The following is a 17,277-nucleotide window of genomic DNA, read 5'->3' as shown; positions in this document are numbered from 1 at the left end:
CCCTCGTGAGGAACCAACAACGCGCGTAGATCAGCGCGCGTAGATTCTGACCCGGCCACGACAACCGGCAACACCCCCACAAGGTTTCGATCCGATGACCCCACCCCTCCGCACCACAGTGCGACAGTGGAAACCATGACCCAGGACGTATCGCACCAGCCCTACGGAACCCCCGAAACCCCCCGCGTCGCCGTCCGCGGCGAAGCCCGCCTCGAAGTCGAACCCGAAATCGCCCGCATCACCATCACCGTCAGCGCCCGCGGCACCGACCGCCGCACCGCCCTCGAAGACCTCACCCGACGCAACGCCACCGTCCTCGACCTCATCAAGAGCTACGGCGACCCCGTCGAAAAACTGGAGACCGGCTCCTTCTCCATCAGCCCCGAACTCACCCGCCACGGCCGCGGCGAACGCATCCGCGCCTACCACGGACGCGTCCACATCACCGCCGAACTCAACGACTTCACCACCCTCGGCGAACTCACCACCCGCCTCGCCGACCTCGAACTCACCCAGGTCGACGGCCCCTGGTGGGCCCTGCGCCCCACCTCACCCGCCCACGGCCAAGCCCGCCGCCAAGCCGTACTCGAAGCCGTCCAGCGCGCCCGCGAATACGCCGAAGCCCTCGGCGCACGCCTCGCCGCCCTCGTCGAACTCGCCGACCTCGGAGCCGAGAACGCCGACCCCTTCCCCGCCCACCCCGGCAGCGGAATGCGCACCATGGCCTTCAGCACCACCGAGGACGCAGGCGCCCCGCCCCTCGACCTCGAACCGCAGCGCCAGACCGTCTACGCCCAGGTGAACGCACGCTTCACAATGACCCCGCCGCAGCTCTGAGAACACGCGGAAACGGGCCCATGAGGGTGCTCATCAGAGCACCCTCATGCACATTCAACAGTTGTCAACAAGCTTTTGCTCAAAGGTTGTTGAGTGGACACCAGGAACCAATTTCCTACTCCCTGGTAGGGGCATACGCTCACCCCATGCGCCGAGCGAAAATCGTATGTACCCTGGGCCCCGCCACCGACTCATACGACCAGATCAAAGCACTGGTCGAAGCCGGAATGGACATCGCCCGCCTCAACCTCAGCCACGGCACCTACGCCGAACACGAAGAGCGCTACCAGCGCGTACGCAAAGCCTCCGACGAAACCGGCCACAGCGTCGGCATCCTCGCCGACCTTCAAGGCCCGAAGATCCGACTCGGCCGCTTCCGCGAAGGACCCGTACTACTCGAACGCGGCGACGAGTTCACCATCACCGTCGAAGACCACGAAGGCGACCGCCACACCTGCGGCACCACCTACAAAGGACTCGCCGCAGACGTCACCACCGGCGAACGCATCCTCGTCGACGACGGCCGCGTCACCCTCGAAGTCACCGCCGTAGACGGCCCCCACGTCCGCACCACCGTCATCGAAGGCGGCATGGTCTCCGACCACAAGGGCCTCAACCTCCCCGGCGTCGCCGTCTCCGTGCCCGCCCTCTCCGAAAAAGACATCGACGACCTCCGCTGGGCCCTGCGCACCGGCGCCGACGTCATCGCCCTCTCCTTCGTCCGCAGCGGCGACGACATCAAGGACGTCCACCGCATCATGGACGAGGAAGGCCGACGCCTCCCCGTCATCGCCAAGATCGAAAAGCCCCAGGCCGTCGAGAACATCGACAGCATCGTCGCCGCCTTCGACGGCATCATGGTCGCCCGCGGCGACCTCGGCGTCGAAATGCCCCTCGAACAAGTCCCCATCGTCCAAAAGCGCGCCGTCAAACTCGCCAAGCGCAACGCCAAACCCGTCATCGTCGCCACCCAGATGCTCGACTCGATGATCGACAACTCCCGACCCACCCGCGCCGAAGCCTCCGACGTCGCCAACGCCGTCATCGACGGCACCGACGCCGTCATGCTCTCCGGCGAAACCAGCGTCGGCAAATACCCCGTCGAAACCGTCCGCACCATGTCCCGCATCGTCGAAGCCGCCGAAGAAGACATCCTCGCCAAGGGCCTCCCCCCACTCACCGACCGCAACAAGCCCCGCACCCAAGGCGGCGCCGTCGCCCGCGCAGCCGCCGAAATGGGCGACTTCCTCGACGCCAAATTCCTCGTCGCCTTCACCCAGAGCGGCGACACCGTCCGCCGACTCTCCCGCTACCGCTCACCCATCCCCCTCCTCGCCTTCACCCCCGACCCCGCCACCCGCTCCCAACTCAACCTCACCTGGGGCGTCGAAACCTTCCTCGGCCCCCACGTCGACTCCACCGACGCCATGGTCGCCCAGGTCGAAGAAGAACTCCTGCGCATCGGCCGCTGCGTACCCGGCGACACCGTCGTCATCACCGCCGGCTCACCCCCCGGCGTCAGCGGCTCCACCAACCTGGTCCGCATCCACCACATCGGCGACGCCGTCCGCTGACCGTCGACGACGACACACCGCGTCGGGCCGCTCCCCACCGCACAGAGGGAGCGCCCGCCCGACGCGGTCGCCCCCGACTCCCTTGACCTCAAGTCCGGTCGAGCTCCTACGCTCACACCATGACGATCAAGGAATACCCCCAGGCCCGCCTCGCCGCCCAGCCCATCGGCTACTGGACCCGCGAAGCCGCCAACCTGGTCATCGGCGGCCTCCGCACCGCCCTCGCCGAAGAAGACCTCACCCAGCCCCACTGGTGGACCCTCAACCACGTCGCCGGCTCCCCGGCCACCTGGACGCGCACCGCCCTCACCGCGAAGCTGGCCCCCTTCGACGACCAGGACACCGACTTCGAGGCCCTCTATGACGACCTCACCGCCCGCGGCTGGCTCACCGGGACCGACGGCACCCTCACCCTCACCGAAGCCGGCGAAGCGGGCCGCCGGCGCGCCCACGACCGCAACGCCAAGGTCCACGCCCGCATGCGCGAAGGCATCGACGACGCGACGTACGCCGCCACCATCGACACCCTCCGCCGCCTGGTCGCCAACCTCGGCGGCAACGGCGACCTCCCCTAGTACTTCGCCCCGACGTGGGCATCCAGCAGCACGACGGACGCCCGCCGGGCGATCGACACGTTGAACGGGTCACTGCCCCGCGCCAGGATCGTCCACTCGACGCCGACCTTCGCGAGGGTGTCCGTGCACAGCTTCCGGATGTCGTCCGACTTGTTGGTGAAGAAGTACCGCGGGTACTCGTAGCGCTTGCCGTTGCGGACGGTCCAGTTGGTGACCCGACACCCGTCGGAATGGATCAGCCCCCGGATGAACTCCCAGGGATGCGCATCGACGATCTCCTGCTGCCAGTCCTCAAGGGCGATGCGGCGCTCGTGTTTGCGGCCGGGGCCATGCTGTGGGAACAGGCAGGGGAGGTGCTTCGAGTACACCTTGACGTTGTGGCATCCGGTCTTCCGTACGCGGCACACCTGGTTGAAGGGGAACACGCGCTGCATGGCCTGCTCTGTGGCGTCCATGAGGCCGGGCCAATGGTCATCGCATGTGATCATCAGATTGGGCACCCTGTGGCCTGAATACCGGCTTATGTGGCCGTCTCCCAGGTATAGGCCGAGGAGATAGGAGTAGGCCTCCGTGTCGAGCGGGCTACCGTCACACCGTGGGCAGTCGGGTTGATGGGGCCCGGGGCATTCGCCACGCTTCGCCCGGTCCTTGTGCTTCCAGTAGCTGATCGTGCCGAGCGGCACCTTCAGCTTGCGGGCCACTTCCGCGTTGCGGACACCTTCACGCAGCAGGGTGACGGCCGTCTGTCGTACTTCGAGGCTGTGAAACTCCATGAGGACACCGTGCGTGATGAGCGGTGACCCTGTGCAGCAAAAAGCGAACGTTCACGCGAAGGTGAACGTCCGCTTTTCGGACTCTGTGCCGGGTGCGGGACTCGAACCCGCAAGCCCTCACGGGCAGATGTGTTTGAGACATCCGTGTATGCCATTCCACCAACCCGGCAGGGTCGCACGTCGGAGTGTACCGGGTGACCATCGGGCTCCGCTGCTAGGTAGGCTCATACAAGCAGCACAGCCCCGCAAAGAGGAGCCCCCGTGACCGCCGAGCACGAGTCGACGCCCATGCCCGACGCCGACCAGTCGCACGTTCCGCCGCTGACGACCCGCGTCGTCATCGCCGAGGACGAGGCGCTCATCCGTCTCGACCTGAAGGAGATGCTGGAGGAGGAGGGGTACTCCGTCGTCGGTGAGGCCGGGGACGGCCAGCGGGCCGTGGAGCTCGCGCGTGAGCACCGGCCCGACCTGGTGATCCTCGACGTGAAGATGCCCGTCCTGGACGGGATCTCCGCCGCGGAGAAGATCGCGGAGGAGTCCATCGCCCCGGTGCTCATGCTCACCGCGTTCTCGCAGCGCGACCTGGTCGAGCGGGCCCGGGACGCCGGGGCCATGGCGTACCTGGTGAAGCCGTTCAGCAAGAGCGACGTGGTGCCGGCCATCGAGATGGCGGTGTCGCGGTTCGCGGAGCTGCGTGCGCTGGAGAAGGAGGTCGAGGACCTCTCGCAGCGGCTGGAGACCCGCAAGCTGGTGGACCGGGCCAAGAGCATCCTGCAGACGCAGTACGGGCTGAGCGAGCCGGCCGCCTTCCGGTGGATCCAGAAGACGTCCATGGACCGCCGCATGTCGATGCAGCAGGTCGCCGAGGCGGTCATCGAGGACGCCGAGGAGAAGAAGAACGCGGCCAAGGGCTGACAAGGGCCGAGGCCCCCGGTACGTACGTGAGGCCCGCCTCCCCCCGAGGGGAGGCGGGCCTCACGCGTGTGTGGCGGTCCTGCGGCGGGGGTCAGTCCTCGCCGAGGTAGGCCTTGCGGACGTCCTCGTTGGTGAGGAGGTCGCGGCCGGGGCCGGACAGGACGACGTTGCCGATCTCCATCACGTGGCCCTGGTCGGCCAGGGAGAGCGCGGCCTGGGCGTTCTGCTCGACCAGGAGGATGGTCGTGCCCTGGGCCTTGAGCTCGGCGATGGTCGCCATGATCTTCTGCATCATGATCGGGGAGAGGCCCATGGAGGGCTCGTCGAGCATGAGCAGCTTGGGCTGGGACATGAGGGCGCGGCCCATGGCGAGCATCTGCTGTTCGCCGCCGGAGAGGGTGCCTGCGGCCTGCTTGCGGCGTTCTCCCAGGATGGGGAAGAGGTCGTAGGCGCGCTGGACGTCCTTCTGGATGGCTTCCCTGTCCTTGCGGAGGAAGGCGCCCAGGAGGAGGTTGTCCTCGATGGTCATGCGGGGGAAGATGTGCCGGCCCTCGGGGGAGTGGGCGAGGCCGAGCGCGACGATGTCGTGCGCGGGGACCTTCTTCAGCGACTTGCCGTTGAACTTGATCTGGCCGCCGCGCGGTTTGATCAGGCCGGAGAGGGTCCGCAGGGTGGTGGTCTTGCCCGCGCCGTTGGTGCCGATGAGGGTGACGATCTGGCCGGCGTCGACGCTGAAGGAGATGCCCTTGACGGCTTCGATCTTGCCGTAGGCGACGCGGAGGTCCTCGACCTCGAGGAGGGCGGTCACTTGGCTTCTCCGTCCGTGCTGGTGGTGCTGTGCGCCTCGGCCGCCTCGGCTTGGGCGGCTACGGCCTCAGCCACTTCGGCTTCGGCGGCTTCGACCTCTGCGGCTTCTTCGGCGCCGGGGGCGCCTTCGAAGGGTTCGCCGAGGTAGGCGGCGATGACGCGCTCGTCGCTCTGGACCTCGCTGGCGGTGCCTTCGATGAGCTTCTCGCCCTGGACCAGGCAGGCGACCCGGTCGCAGAGGTTGAAGATGAAGCGCATGTCGTGCTCGATGACGAGGACGGCGATGCCCTGGTCCCGGATGGCGAAGATGAGTTCTTCGGTGGCTCGGGTTTCCTGGGGGTTCATGCCGGCGGTGGGCTCGTCCAGGAGGATGAGTCCGGGGTCGCTGGCGAGGGCGCGGGCGATCTCCAGCTTGCGCTGTTCTCCGTAGGGGAGGTTGCGCGCGAGGTGTTCGGCCTTGTGGGCGAGGCCGATGAACTCCAGGAGTTCCATGGACCGTTCGCGGCTGGCGGCTTCCTCGCGGTGGAAGACGGGGAGGCGCAGGAGCGAGGACCAGAGGCCTTGCTTGGTGCGGGTGTGGCGGCCGACGAGGACGTTTTCCAGGACCGTCATGTTGTTGAAGAGACGGATGTTCTGGAAGGTGCGGGCGACGCCGGCGGCGGTGACCTTGAAGGACTTGGGCGGCAGGACCGTGTCCTTGTACCGGACTTCTCCCTCGGTGGGGATGTAGAGGCCGGTGAGGCAGTTGAAGAAGGTGGTCTTGCCGGCGCCGTTGGGTCCGATGAGGCCGACGATTTCGCCGCTGCGGACGGTGAGGTCGACGTTCTTGACGGCGGTGAGGCCGCCGAAGCGCATCGTGACGCCGCGTGCGTCGAGGACGGTTTCCGCCGTGGTGGGGGCGGGGGTGGTGGTGGTCGTCATGGGTCAGACCCCTGCCTTGCCGAGGACGGTCGGGGCGGCAGCCTCGTCGTGGAGTTCGAGCTGGTTGCGCCGGTTGGGGATGAGGCCTTCGGGGCGCAGTCGCATCAGGATGATGAGGGCGAAGCCGAAGACGAGGAGCTGGTACTCACCCAGGAACTGGAGCTTGTTGGGGATGAGGAAGAGGAGTGCGCCGCCGACGAGGGGTCCGGAGATGGTGCCCATGCCGCCGAGGACGACCGCGGCGAGCAGGAACGCGGAGTTCGGGGGTACGGCGTTGGCGAACTGGTACTGGTCGGGGGTGACCGTGTACTGGACGTGTGCCTGGACGACTCCGGCGAGGCCGGCGAGGGTGGCGCCGAGGGCGAAGGCGATGAGCTTGACGCGGAAGCCGTTGATGCCCATGGCTTCGGCGGCGGTTTCGTCTTCGCGGATGGCGACCCAGGCGCGGCCGATGCGGGATTCGGCGCTGCGGCGGAAGACCAGGACGACGATGAGGGTGATCGCCAGCATGAGGAGGAAGTAGTTGGCGAATCGGCCGATGGTGAAGCCGAGGAAGGTGTGTGCGGCTCCGAAGTCGAATCCGAACAGGTTGATGTTCGGGATGTTGGCGACGCCGTTGGGGCCGTTGGTGACGTCGGGGCCGGAGACGCCGTCGAGGTTGTTCATGGAGATGCGGAAGATCTCTCCGAAGCCGAGCGTGACGATGGCGAGGTAGTCGCCGCGCAGTCGCAGGGTCGGGGCGCCGATGAGGACGCCGAAGATCATGGATGCTGCTGCTCCGGCGAGGAGTGCGGCCCAGAAGGGGAGCTGGACGCCGAAGGGGGAGTTGGGGCTGCCGGAGACCAGGGCTGCGGTGTAGGCGCCGACGCCGAGGAAGGCGACGTAGCCGAGGTCGAGGAGGCCGGTGAGGCCGACGACGATGTTGAGGCCGAGGGCGACGGTGGCGAAGATGAGGATGTTGACGCCGAGGCTTGCGTACTGGTCGTCGGTCTGGGTGAGGGGGAAGGCGGCCGCTGCTGCGAAGGCGCCGACGAGGGCGACGTTGCGGTGGCGGTTGGTGAGGGTGGTGAGGCGGGCCATGAGGCCTGCCTTGTTGAGTGCGGCGGCACCGAAGCTGGTGGTGATCAGGAAGCCGATGAAGAGTTCCTGGTAGGCGGTGGTGATGCCGTAGGTGAAGACGAGGAGTCCGAGGCCGAGGACGGCGGCGATCAGGAGGATCTCGGTCCAGGCGGGGAGGACTTTGGCGGGGGTGACGGGGCCGGTGGCGAAGGAGGCCTTGAAGGTGGCCCACTTGTTGCCGGCTTCGTGCTTGAACTTGTCCCAGTCGTTGTCGTCGGGGTCGGGGCCTTCGAGAGCCGGTCGCTTGAAGGGCAGGGCGAAGGCGCCGATGACGGCGGCGAGGCTGACGAGGGCGGCGAAGGCTGCGCCGGGTTCGAGGTCGACGAGGGCGCCGAGCTCGACCACGATGGAGACGACGGTGTACCAGGTGGTGACGAATGCGGCGAGGGCGGAGAGCTTGATGGCCGCGTCGGTGCCGGCGGGGGCGAGCCAGCTGAGGCCCTTGACTCCGTAGGAGGCGAGGCCGAAGAGGGTGGTGAGGATGCCGCCGATGAGGACGAGGACCTGGAGGCCGCCGGGGTAGCCGTAGACGGTGAGGTTGCCGGGGTAGGCGGTGGTCCAGGTCCAGGCGAGGAAGGCGGAGAGGGCGGTGAGGGCGCCGCCGCCGGTGGCGAGGAGTCGGGCCGTCTTTTCGGAGAGGGCGATGAAGCCCTTTTCCGTGGTGGGGCTCTTCTCGGTGTTCGCGGTGTCCGCGGTGATGGTCGTCATGGAGGTCACACCCTGTCCGACACGCGCTGGCCCAGCAGGCCTTGCGGCCGGAAGAGGAGCACGAGGATGAGAAGTACGAACGCCCAGGTGTTGCCCCAGGACTGTCCGCCGAGCTGCTGGAGGCCGGGGATGTCGTCTACGTAGACGGTGGTCAGGGTTTCGGCGAGTCCGAGGACGAGGCCGCCGACCATGGCGCCGTAGATGTTCCCGATGCCGCCGAGGACGGCTGCGGTGAAGGCCTTGAGGCCGAGGAGGAAGCCCATCTTGAACTGGACTTCGCCGTACTTGAGGCCGTAGGCGACGGCTCCGACGGCGGCGAAGAGGGCGCCGAGGGCGAACGCGGTGGTGATGATGCGGTCGGTGTTGATGCCCATGAGCTTGGCGGTGTCGGGGTCCTGGGCGGTTGCCTGCATGCCGCGGCCGGTGCGGGTCTTCTTGACGAAGAAGCCGAGGAAGGCCATGGAGACGGGGGCTGCGATCAGGAGGAAGACGTCACCGGTCTGGATGGTGATGCTGCCGAGGTGGAAGGGTCCGCCGGGGATCTCGGGGAAGACGATGGAGCTGGTGGCGCCCGGGTACCAGGCCCATACCGCCTGCTGGAGGGCGATGGAGAGGCCGATGGCGGTGATGAGCGGGGCGAGGCGTGGTGCGTTGCGCAGGGGGCGGTAGGCGAAGCGTTCCGCGCCGACGGCGATGGTGGTTGCCACGATGACCGCGCCTATGAGCATGAGCGGTAGGGCGATCCACATGGTGGTGCCGCCGGGGAGCATCAGCCAGACCGTGAGCGCGCCGAAGCCGCCGGTCATGAAGATCTCGCCGTGGGCGAAGTTGATGAGCTGGACAATGCCATAGACCATCGTGTAGCCGATGGCGACGAGCCCGTACATGGATCCCAGTAGCAGGCCGTTGACCAGCTGTTGCGGCAGTTCGTGCACCGCAGGTCCTCCGAGTCTTTCGACGGATGTGACACCGCGCGGGGCGCTTTGTGTGCGCGCCCCGCGCGGCAGAGAGGGGTGGGGGTGCTAGCGGGTGGCCGGGGGGCTGCCGGCTAGCGGGTGGGAGGTCAGCTGAGGGTGCCGGACTCGACGGTCTTGAAGTCGTCGCCCTCGACCTTGTAGACGGTCAGCTGCTTGTTGGTGGCGTCGCCGAACTCGTCGAAGGAGACCTTGCCGGTCACGCCGTCGAAGGAGACCTTCTGGACGGCGTCGAGGACCTTGGCGCGGGCGTCGGCGGGGAGCTTGCCGTTGTTGGCTTCGACGACGGTCTTGATGGCCTCGATGATGGCCCAGGCCGAGTCGTAGGAGTAGCCGCCGTAGGCGGAGAAGTCGTCCTTGAAGCCGGCCTTCTTGTAGTTGGCGATGAAGTCCTGCGCGGAGGGGAGGGTCTCCACGGGGGCGCCGACCGAGGTGCTGAAGTCGCCCTGGGCGCCTTCACCGGCGAGCTCGACGTACTTCTTGTCCTTGATGCCGTCGCCGCCGGCGAGCGGGATGTTGGTGCCGGAGGCCTTGATCTGCTTGCTGAGCGGGCCGGCTGCGGGGTACTCGCCGCCGTAGTAGACGACGTCGGCGCCGGAGCTCTTGACCTGGGTCACGACGGCGGAGAAGTCCTTGCTCTCCGGGTCGATGTGGCCTTCGCCGACGACCTGGCCGCCGAGCTTGGTGAATTCTCCCTTGAAGGTGCCGGCGAGGCCTGCGCCGTAGGTCTTCTTGTCATCGATGATGAAGACCTTCTTCTTGCCGGCCTTGTTGAAGAGGTACTGCGCCGCGAAGGGGCCCTGGATGGCGTCCGTGGTGGCGGTGCGGAAGTAGCTCTTGTAGGTGCGGGCCTTCTCGCCGGTGGCCCACTTGGGTCCCTGGGTGAGGGAGGGGCTGGTGTTGGCGGGGGAGATCTGGACGAGCTTGGCGTCGTCGAAGACCTTCTGCATGGACTCGGAGACCGAGGAGTTCAGGGGGCCGACGACGCCGAGGACGTCCTTGTTCGCGACGAGCTTGGTCGCGTTCTGCTGGCCGGATGCGGCCTGCGCCTGGTCGTCGAGGGCTTCGAGCTTGAAGGTGATGCCCTTGACGTACTTCTTCTCGTTGGCCTGGCGGACGGCCAGGTCGACGGAGTTGCGGATGCCGAGGCCGAGGGCCGACAGGTCGCCGGTCGTCGGGGAGTCGACGCCGATGACGACCGTGGTGTCGCCGCCGCCGGCGTCGTTCCCGCCCTTGTCGTCGCGCGATCCACAGGCGGTGAGAGTGAGGGCTCCCGCGGCAAGCGCGGCCGTCACGGCAATGAGGGAACGATGACGCACGATCAGTCCTTTCCAGGCACGGCGTCCCCCGTGGGACGCGCCGAGTCGTAACGCGGGGAACCGAACTGAAAGGAATCCGGTGGTCGCGGTGACTGGCCGTGACTCTAAGCGGCTGATAGGCCCATATGGAGGGCTCAGGCCAATGATGTGACTCTCTTGTTATGCCACGGCGTAATACATAGCGGATCTGTGGGGGTGGAACGGGGGAATTCCGGCCGGTTCGTCTTGTCCGCATGGTGAGATGCGGCAGGACTGTCTGGGGGTTTGAGTCCTGACCGTGCAGGACTGTGGCGGGTTTTGGTCATGACCTGCCGGGGGGTGGGTCGTCTCGATCTCCGGGACAAGGCCTGGTCAGGGGGTTGAAATGATCCCCTTCATAAGGGTTGCCCGGGGTGGAGGGGTGGCCTGCTTTTCGATGGTCATTGCGCAGAGTTACCCCCGGAAATGGGAGTCCTGAATTCCGTGTCATATGAACCCATTCGAAGGGTCAATCGCCGCCCCTGCCCGGCCGGGGGCTCCGGTGCCGGTCGCAGAGGGTGTGCGACGTGTCCGCGTCACCGTGCGTGTCCGCCGGAGGGGGTCCGTCCGCTGGGCGGTCACCGGCGGGGCGCAGGGCGGGCCGCAACGGACGGTGAGGGTCTCGGTCACCAGGGGCCGCCGGTGGGGGTGCCGGAGCGGTAGCGCTCCTCGCAGCGCAGCCGGGCCTCGCGGGCGACGAGGGCGCGGGAGGCCTCGCGTCCCGCGGTCTGCTCTTCGGTGCGGGCGGCGGCGACGACGGCGCGCAGGATGTCGTTCTGGCCGCCGGAGAGTCCCATGGCCTGGTAGTCGAGGCCTACGGGGTCCTGGCCGGGTCCGGCGTCGAGGAGGACGCCGCTCCAGTGGGTGATCAGGTGGGTGCACAGGTCCTGGGGGGACGTGGTGTGCGGGGCGGGGGCGGAGGGGGTGCTGGAGGCCGTGGGGGCGCCCCTGGTGCCGTCTGCGGTGCCGCCCGTGCCGCCGCCCGTGGTGCAGCCGAGGGCGAGGGCGGCGACGAGGGCCGCCGCGCCTGCTGTCCGGGCGCTCCGCGGCGCCGGTCCCGTACCCATGCGGGGCACGCTAGACCGGCGCCGGGGAAGTCACAACGGTCAGGCGTTGCCGGGGTGTTGCGGGTCTGTGTCGCGCAGCAGGCAGGTGAGGCGGGCGGTGCAGATCCGCTTGTCCTGCTCGTCGGTGATGACGATCTCGAAGGTGGTGGTCGAGCGGCCGCGGTGCACCGGGGTGGCGACGCCGGTGACCAGGCCGGAGCGGGCGCCGCGGTGGTGGGTGCAGTTCAGGTCGACGCCGACGGCGATCTTGTTGATGCCGCCGTGCATCATGGCGCCGATCGAGCCGAGGGTCTCGGCCAGCACGGCCGAGGCACCGCCGTGCAGCAGTCCGTAGGGCTGGGTGTTGCCCTTGACCGGCATGGTGCCGACGACGCGGTCGGCCGAGGCCTCCAGGATGCGGATGTCCATCCGCTCGCCGAGGTCTCCGGCCGAGAACAGAGCGGGCAGGTCGATGCCCAGGGCCGCGTACTCGTCGAGTACCTCCTGCGGGAACTTCACTGCGTGCTTCTCGCCCATGGGCCGGCTCCGTTCGTCAACGCTCGTTAACCATCTTGTCCTGGGGTCGTTCTATCAGGCCGGTTCGAAGCGGATGACGACGGACTTGGATGCGGGGGTGTTGCTGGTGTCGGCGGTGGAGTCGAGGGGGACCAGGACGTTGGTCTCGGGGTAGTAGGCGGCGGCGCATCCGCGGGCGGTGGGGTAGTGGACGATGCGGAAGCCGGGGGCGCGGCGTTCCACGCCGTCCTTCCATTCGCCGATCAGGTCGGTGTAGGCGCCGTCGGCGAGTCCGAGTTCGGCGGCGTCCTCGGGGTTGACCATGACGATGCGGCGGCCGCCGGTGATGCCGCGGTAGCGGTCGTCGAGGCCGTAGATGGTGGTGTTGTACTGGTCGTGGCTGCGCAGGGTCTGCAGGAGCAGGCGTCCTTGGGGGACGCGGGGGTATTCCACGGGTGCGGCGGTGAAGTTGGCCTTGCCGGTCGTGGTGGGGAAGCGGCGTTCGTCGCGGGGGCCGTGCGGGAGCTGGAAGCCGCCGGGGCGGGCGACCCGGGTGTTGAAGTCCTGGAAGCCGGGGACGACGCGGGAGATCCGGTCGCGGATGGTGGCGTAGTCCTGCTCGAACTCCTCCCAGGGGGTGCTGGAGGCGCTGCCGAGGACGGCGCGGGCCATGCGGGCGACGATGGCGGGCTCGGAGAGCAGGGCGGGGCCGGCGGGGGTGAGGTTGCCGCGGGAGGCGTGGACCATGCCCATGGAGTCCTCGACGGTCACGAACTGCTTGCCGGTGGCCTGGACGTCCTTGTCGGTGCGGCCGAGGGTGGGCAGGATCAGGGCGCGCCGGCCGGTGACGGCGTGGGAGCGGTTGAGTTTGGTGGAGACGTGGACGGTCAGGCGGGCGCGGCGGACGGCGGCCTCGGTGACGTCGGTGTCGGGGGTGGCTCCGACGAAGTTGCCGCCCATGGCGAAGAAGACCTTGGCCTCGCCGTCGCGCAGGGCCTCGATGGCGCGGACCACGTCGAAGCCGTGGTGGCGGGGCGAGGTGATGCCGAATTCCTTGTCGAGGGCGTCGAGGAAGGCGGGTGCGGGGCGTTCGAAGATGCCCATGGTGCGGTCGCCCTGGACGTTGGAGTGGCCGCGGACGGGGCAGACGCCGGCGCCGGGGCGGCCGATGTTGCCGCGGAGCAGGAGGAGGTTGACGACCTCGCGGATGGTGGCGACGGAGTGCTTGTGCTGGGTGAGGCCCATGGCCCAGCAGATGATGGTGCGCTCGGAGGCCAGGATCATGGCGAGGGCGCGTTCGATGTCGGGGCGGGTGAGGCCGGTGGCGGTGAGGGTGTCGTCCCAGTCGGTTTCCTTGGCGGCTGCGGCGAACTCCTCGTAGCCGTGGGTGTGTTCGCGGATGAAGTCTTCGTCGGTGGCGCCGCCGGCCTCGATGACGAGTTTGTTCAGGAGGCGGAAGAGGGCCTGGTCGCCGCCGATGCGGATCTGGAGGAACAGGTCGTTCAGGGCGGTGCCCTTGAGCATGCCGGCGGCGGTCTGGGGGTCCTTGAAGCGTTCCATGCCGGCTTCGGGCAGCGGGTTCACCGAGATGATCTTCGCGCCGGCGGACTTGGCCTTGTCCAGGGCGGAGAGCATGCGGGGGTGGTTGGTGCCCGGGTTCTGTCCGGCGACGATGATCAGGTCGGCCTGGTGGAGGTCCTCCAGGGAGACGCTGCCCTTGCCGATGCCGATGGTCTCGTTCAGTGCGGAGCCCGAGGACTCGTGGCACATGTTGGAGCAGTCGGGCAGGTTGTTGGTGCCGAATTCGCGGACGAAGAGCTGGAAGAGGAACGCGGCTTCGTTGCTGGTGCGGCCGGAGGTGTAGAAGACGGCCTCGTCGGGGGAGTCGAGGGCGGTGAGCTCCTCGGCGATGACGGCGAAGGCCCGCTCCCAGCTGATCTCCTCGTACCGGTCGGCGCCCTCGGGCAGGTACACGGGGTGGGTGATGCGGCCCTGCTGGCCCAGCCAGTAGCCGGAGCGGCCGGCCAGGTCGGCGAGCGGGTGCGCGGCGAAGAATTCGGGGGTGACCCGGCGCAGGGTGGCTTCCTCGGCGACGGCCTTGGCGCCGTTCTCGCAGAATTCGAAGGTGTGCCGCTTGTCGCCCTCGGGCCAGGCGCAGCCGGGGCAGTCGAAGCCGTCCTTCTGGTTGACCTTGAGGAGGGTGCGGGCGGTGCGGGCCAGGCCCATCTGCTGCTGCGCGGCCTTCAGCGTGTACCCGATGGCGGGCAGTCCGGCGGCCGCGTGCTTGGGGGGCGCGACCTGCGGCGCGTCCTGTACGGGATCACCTGCGGGCGGCTTGGCGGCCATGTCGCTCCCCTTCGAGCTGTCATCGCTTACGTGTCCGATCCTGTCACGCCCGGGGGACATCGCCGACGCCGGAATTGTCGGCGGGGGCGCCTAGGATCGGGGGCGTGGCAGATTCAGCATCGAAGAAGACCGACCAGACGACCGCAGCGGGCCGCCCCCGCCTGATGCTCATGGACGGGCACTCCCTGGCGTACCGGGCGTTCTTCGCGCTGCCCGCGGAGAATTTCACGACGGCGACCGGCCAGCCGACGAACGCCATCTACGGCTTCGCGTCGATGCTGGCGAACACGCTGCGCGACGAGGCGCCCACGCACTTCGCGGTGGCGTTCGACGTGTCCCGCAAGACGTGGCGCTCGACCGAGTTCCCCGAGTACAAGGCGAACCGTTCCAAGACGCCGGACGAGTTCAAGGGGCAGGTCGAGCTGATCGGCGAGCTCCTCGACGCGATGAAGGTGCCGCGGTTCGCCGTGGACGGCTTCGAGGCGGACGACGTGATCGCGACGCTGGCGACGCAGGCGGAGGCCCTCGGCTTCGACGTCCTGATCGTCACCGGTGACCGGGACTCCTTCCAGCTCGTGTCCGAGCGGACGACCGTGCTGTACCCGACGAAGGGCGTCTCCGAGCTGACCCGGTTCACGCCGGAGAAGGTCGAGGAGAAGTACGGGCTCACCCCGCAGCAGTACCCGGATTTCGCGGCGCTGCGCGGGGACCCGTCCGACAACCTGCCGGGCATTCCGGGCGTCGGGGAGAAGACGGCCGCCAAGTGGATCACGCAGTTCGGGTCGTTCAAGGAGCTCGTCGAGCGGGCCGAGGAGGTCAAGGGGAAGGCCGGGCAGAACTTCCGGGACCACCTGGAGGCCGTCAAGCTCAACCGGGTCCTGACCGAGATGGTCAAGGACGTGGAGCTGCCGAAGGCGCCCGAGGACCTGGCCCGCGCCCCCTACGACCGGTCCGCGGTGACCGGGGTGCTGGACGTGCTGGAGATCCGCAACGCCTCGCTGCGGGAGCGGCTGCTGGCCGTGGACCCGGGCGCTGCCGAGGAGGAGGCGCCGGCCCCGGTCGCGGCGGGTGTGGAGCTGGACGGGTCCGTGCTGGGCGCGGGCGAGCTCGGGCCGTGGCTTCAGGCCCGTGGGGGTGCGCCGCTGGGTGTGTCCACCGTCGACAGCTGGGCCCTGGGCCAGGGCAACGTGAGCGAGATCGCGCTGGCGGCGGCCGACGGCCCGGCCGCCTGGTTCGAGCCGTCCGCGCTGGACGAGGCCGATGAGCGGGCTTTCGCGGCCTGGGCCGCGGACGCGGCGCGGCCGAAGGTCGTGCACAACGCGAAGGGCCTGATGCGGGTCTTCCCGGAGCACGGCTGGACCCTGGCGGGCGTCACCATGGACACCGCGCTCGCCGCGTACCTGGTCAAGCCGGGCCGGCGGTCCTTCGCCCTGGACGTCCTGTCGAACGAGTACCTGCACCGGGAGCTGGCTCCGGCCGCCGCGGACGGGCAGCTGGCCTTCGGCGCCGACGACACGGCCGAGGCGGAGGCGCTGATGGCGCAGGCCCGTGCGGTCCTGGACCTCGGTGAGGCCTTCACCGGCAAGCTGGACGAGGTGGGTGCGGCGGAGCTGCTGCACGACATGGAGCTGCCGACCTCGGAGCTGCTGGCCCGGATGGAGCGGGCCGGTATCGCCGCCGACCGCGATCACCTGGAGGCCATGGAGCAGCAGTTCGCGGGCGCCGTGCAGCAGGCGGTGAAGGAGGCGCACGCGGCGGTCGGCCACGAGTTCAACCTGGGATCGCCCAAGCAGCTCCAGGAGGTCTTCTTCGGCGAGCTGGACCTGCCGAAGACCAAGAAGACCAAGACCGGCTACACCACGGACGCGGACGCCCTGGCCTGGCTGGCCACGCAGACCGACCACGAACTGCCGGTGATCATGCTGCGTCACCGTGAGCAGGCCAAGCTGCGGGTGACCGTGGAGGGCCTGGTCAAGACCATCGGCGCGGACGGGCGGGTGCACACCAGCTTCAGCCAGACCGTCGCCGCGACGGGCCGGCTGTCCTCGACCGACCCGAACCTGCAGAACGTGCCGGTGCGCACCGACGAGGGCCGCGCCATCCGCCGCGGTTTCGTCGTCGGCGAGGGCTTCGAGTCCCTGATGACGGCCGACTACAGCCAGATCGAGCTGCGCGTGATGGCGCACCTGTCCGAGGACGAGGGCCTGATCGAGGCGTTCGCGACCGGCGAGGACCTGCACACCACCGTCGCCTCCCAGGTGTTCGGGGTCGAGCGGTCCGCGGTCGATGCCGAGATGCGCCGCAAGATCAAGGCCATGTCGTACGGGCTCGCGTACGGGCTGTCCGCCTTCGGGCTGGCCCAGCAGCTGAACATCGAGCCCGCCGAGGCGCGCGGCCTGATGGACACCTTCTTCGAGCGGTTCGGCGGGGTCCGCGAGTACCTCCAGCGGGTCGTCGACGAGGCCCGGGCGACCGGGTACACGGCGACGGTCTTCGGCCGCCGCCGCTACCTGCCCGACCTCAACAGCGACAACCGCCAGCGTCGTGAGGCCGCCGAGCGGATGGCGTTGAACGCCCCGATCCAGGGCACGGCGGCCGACATCGTGAAGGTGGCGATGCTGCGCGTGGACCGGGCGGTCACGGAGGCCGGGCTGAAGTCGCGGATGCTGCTCCAGGTCCATGACGAAATCGTGCTGGAGATCGCCCCGGGCGAGCGGAAGAAGGTGGAGGAGCTGGTGCGCCGCGAGATGGGCGCCGCCGTCGAGCTCCGCGCCCCGCTGGACGTCTCGGTGGGCGTCGGCGCGGACTGGGAGTCCGCCGCGCACTGAC

The 17,277-nt window shown here is 68.6% G+C and carries 14 protein-coding genes and 1 tRNA gene; 5 read left to right on the top strand and 10 right to left on the bottom strand.

Annotation, left to right across the window (positions count from 1 at the left end):
* Window positions 1-135 precede the first annotated feature (135 nt).
* The 3 genes from IO30_RS0130300 to IO30_RS0130290 all read left to right on the top strand — a co-directional run bounded on the left by IO30_RS0130300 (window position 136) and on the right by IO30_RS0130290 (window position 2,986).
* Window positions 136-837: an SIMPL domain-containing protein gene (locus IO30_RS0130300; RefSeq protein WP_031148225.1), complete on the top strand. Its 702-nt coding sequence runs from the start codon at window positions 136-138 to the stop codon at window positions 835-837.
* Window positions 838-983: 146 nt separating this feature from the next.
* On the top strand, window positions 984-2,411 hold the full coding sequence (pyk, locus tag IO30_RS0130295) for a pyruvate kinase (RefSeq protein ID WP_031148223.1): 1,428 nt from the start codon (window positions 984-986) through the stop codon (window positions 2,409-2,411).
* Between the two features lie 119 nt (window positions 2,412-2,530).
* The gene (locus IO30_RS0130290) at window positions 2,531-2,986 is read left to right on the top strand and encodes a hypothetical protein (RefSeq protein WP_031148221.1); all 456 of its coding nucleotides are present in this window, start codon (window positions 2,531-2,533) and stop codon (window positions 2,984-2,986) included.
* On the opposite strand, the gene IO30_RS0130285 is transcribed toward IO30_RS0130290, so the two are convergent.
* Entirely contained in the window at window positions 2,983-3,759 is a 777-nt protein-coding gene (locus tag IO30_RS0130285) for a hypothetical protein (protein WP_031148219.1), read from the bottom strand. The genes IO30_RS0130290 and IO30_RS0130285 overlap by 4 nt on opposite strands.
* Before the next feature lie 86 nt (window positions 3,760-3,845).
* Window positions 3,846-3,928 (bottom strand) — tRNA-Leu (locus tag IO30_RS0130280).
* Window positions 3,929-4,047: 119 nt separating this feature from the next.
* On the opposite strand from IO30_RS0130280, the gene IO30_RS0130275 reads away from it, so the two are divergent.
* Window positions 4,048-4,674: an ANTAR domain-containing response regulator gene (locus IO30_RS0130275; RefSeq protein WP_031148217.1), complete on the top strand. Its 627-nt coding sequence runs from the start codon at window positions 4,048-4,050 to the stop codon at window positions 4,672-4,674.
* Between the two features lie 91 nt (window positions 4,675-4,765).
* On the opposite strand, the gene IO30_RS0130270 is transcribed toward IO30_RS0130275, so the two are convergent.
* The 8 genes from IO30_RS0130270 to IO30_RS0130235 form a co-directional block, all read right to left on the bottom strand.
* The gene (locus IO30_RS0130270) at window positions 4,766-5,482 is read right to left on the bottom strand and encodes an ABC transporter ATP-binding protein (protein WP_031148215.1); all 717 of its coding nucleotides are present in this window, start codon (window positions 5,480-5,482) and stop codon (window positions 4,766-4,768) included.
* The gene (locus IO30_RS0130265) at window positions 5,479-6,402 is read right to left on the bottom strand and encodes an ABC transporter ATP-binding protein (protein WP_031148213.1); all 924 of its coding nucleotides are present in this window, start codon (window positions 6,400-6,402) and stop codon (window positions 5,479-5,481) included. The genes IO30_RS0130270 and IO30_RS0130265 overlap by 4 nt, the downstream gene beginning before the upstream one ends.
* 3 nt (window positions 6,403-6,405) lie before the next feature.
* The gene (locus IO30_RS0130260; RefSeq protein ID WP_031148211.1) at window positions 6,406-8,238 is read right to left on the bottom strand and encodes a branched-chain amino acid ABC transporter permease; all 1,833 of its coding nucleotides are present in this window, start codon (window positions 8,236-8,238) and stop codon (window positions 6,406-6,408) included.
* Window positions 8,235-9,164: a branched-chain amino acid ABC transporter permease gene (locus tag IO30_RS0130255; RefSeq protein WP_031148209.1), complete on the bottom strand. Its 930-nt coding sequence runs from the start codon at window positions 9,162-9,164 to the stop codon at window positions 8,235-8,237. The genes IO30_RS0130260 and IO30_RS0130255 overlap by 4 nt, the downstream gene beginning before the upstream one ends.
* A gap of 128 nt (window positions 9,165-9,292) precedes the next feature.
* Window positions 9,293-10,522 (bottom strand): branched-chain amino acid ABC transporter substrate-binding protein, encoded by a 1,230-nt coding sequence (locus tag IO30_RS0130250; protein WP_031148207.1) that lies wholly within the window; start codon window positions 10,520-10,522, stop codon window positions 9,293-9,295.
* A gap of 644 nt (window positions 10,523-11,166) precedes the next feature.
* Window positions 11,167-11,607, bottom strand: coding sequence for a hypothetical protein (locus IO30_RS0130245; protein ID WP_031148205.1), 441 nt, complete (start codon window positions 11,605-11,607; stop codon window positions 11,167-11,169).
* Window positions 11,608-11,646: 39 nt separating this feature from the next.
* Complete coding sequence (locus IO30_RS0130240) at window positions 11,647-12,123, bottom strand: PaaI family thioesterase (RefSeq protein ID WP_031148203.1); 477 nt, start codon at window positions 12,121-12,123, stop codon at window positions 11,647-11,649.
* A gap of 54 nt (window positions 12,124-12,177) precedes the next feature.
* The gene (locus IO30_RS0130235; RefSeq protein ID WP_031148201.1) at window positions 12,178-14,448 is read right to left on the bottom strand and encodes an FdhF/YdeP family oxidoreductase; all 2,271 of its coding nucleotides are present in this window, start codon (window positions 14,446-14,448) and stop codon (window positions 12,178-12,180) included.
* Between the two features lie 104 nt (window positions 14,449-14,552).
* Here IO30_RS0130235 and polA point away from each other — a divergent pair, with 104 nt between their 5' ends.
* Window positions 14,553-17,276, top strand: a complete 2,724-nt coding sequence (gene polA, locus IO30_RS0130230) for a DNA polymerase I (protein WP_031148199.1) — start codon at window positions 14,553-14,555, stop codon at window positions 17,274-17,276.
* Window position 17,277: the final 1 nt, after the last annotated feature.

This window comes from Streptomyces xanthophaeus (assembly GCF_000725805.1).
Classification (GTDB): domain Bacteria; phylum Actinomycetota; class Actinomycetes; order Streptomycetales; family Streptomycetaceae; genus Streptomyces; species Streptomyces xanthophaeus.
This window is presented reverse-complemented; position numbering and strand designations above follow the sequence as displayed.

Excerpts from the sequence above, each read along its gene's own strand:
- IO30_RS0130240 (WP_031148203.1), bottom strand. The coding sequence starts at position 12,123 with ATGGGCGAGAAGCACGCAGTGAAGTTCCCGCAGGAGGTACTCGACGAG.
- IO30_RS0130300 (WP_031148225.1), top strand. The coding sequence starts at position 136 with ATGACCCAGGACGTATCGCACCAGCCCTACGGAACCCCCGAAACCCCC.
- IO30_RS0130290 (WP_031148221.1), top strand. The coding sequence starts at position 2,531 with ATGACGATCAAGGAATACCCCCAGGCCCGCCTCGCCGCCCAGCCCATC.
- IO30_RS0130245 (WP_031148205.1), bottom strand. The coding sequence starts at position 11,607 with ATGGGTACGGGACCGGCGCCGCGGAGCGCCCGGACAGCAGGCGCGGCG.
- IO30_RS0130265 (WP_031148213.1), bottom strand. The coding sequence starts at position 6,402 with ATGACGACCACCACCACCCCCGCCCCCACCACGGCGGAAACCGTCCTC.
- pyk (WP_031148223.1), top strand. The coding sequence starts at position 984 with ATGCGCCGAGCGAAAATCGTATGTACCCTGGGCCCCGCCACCGACTCA.
- IO30_RS0130285 (WP_031148219.1), bottom strand. The coding sequence starts at position 3,759 with ATGGAGTTTCACAGCCTCGAAGTACGACAGACGGCCGTCACCCTGCTG.
- IO30_RS0130235 (WP_031148201.1), bottom strand. The coding sequence starts at position 14,448 with ATGGCCGCCAAGCCGCCCGCAGGTGATCCCGTACAGGACGCGCCGCAG.
- IO30_RS0130275 (WP_031148217.1), top strand. The coding sequence starts at position 4,048 with ATGCCCGACGCCGACCAGTCGCACGTTCCGCCGCTGACGACCCGCGTC.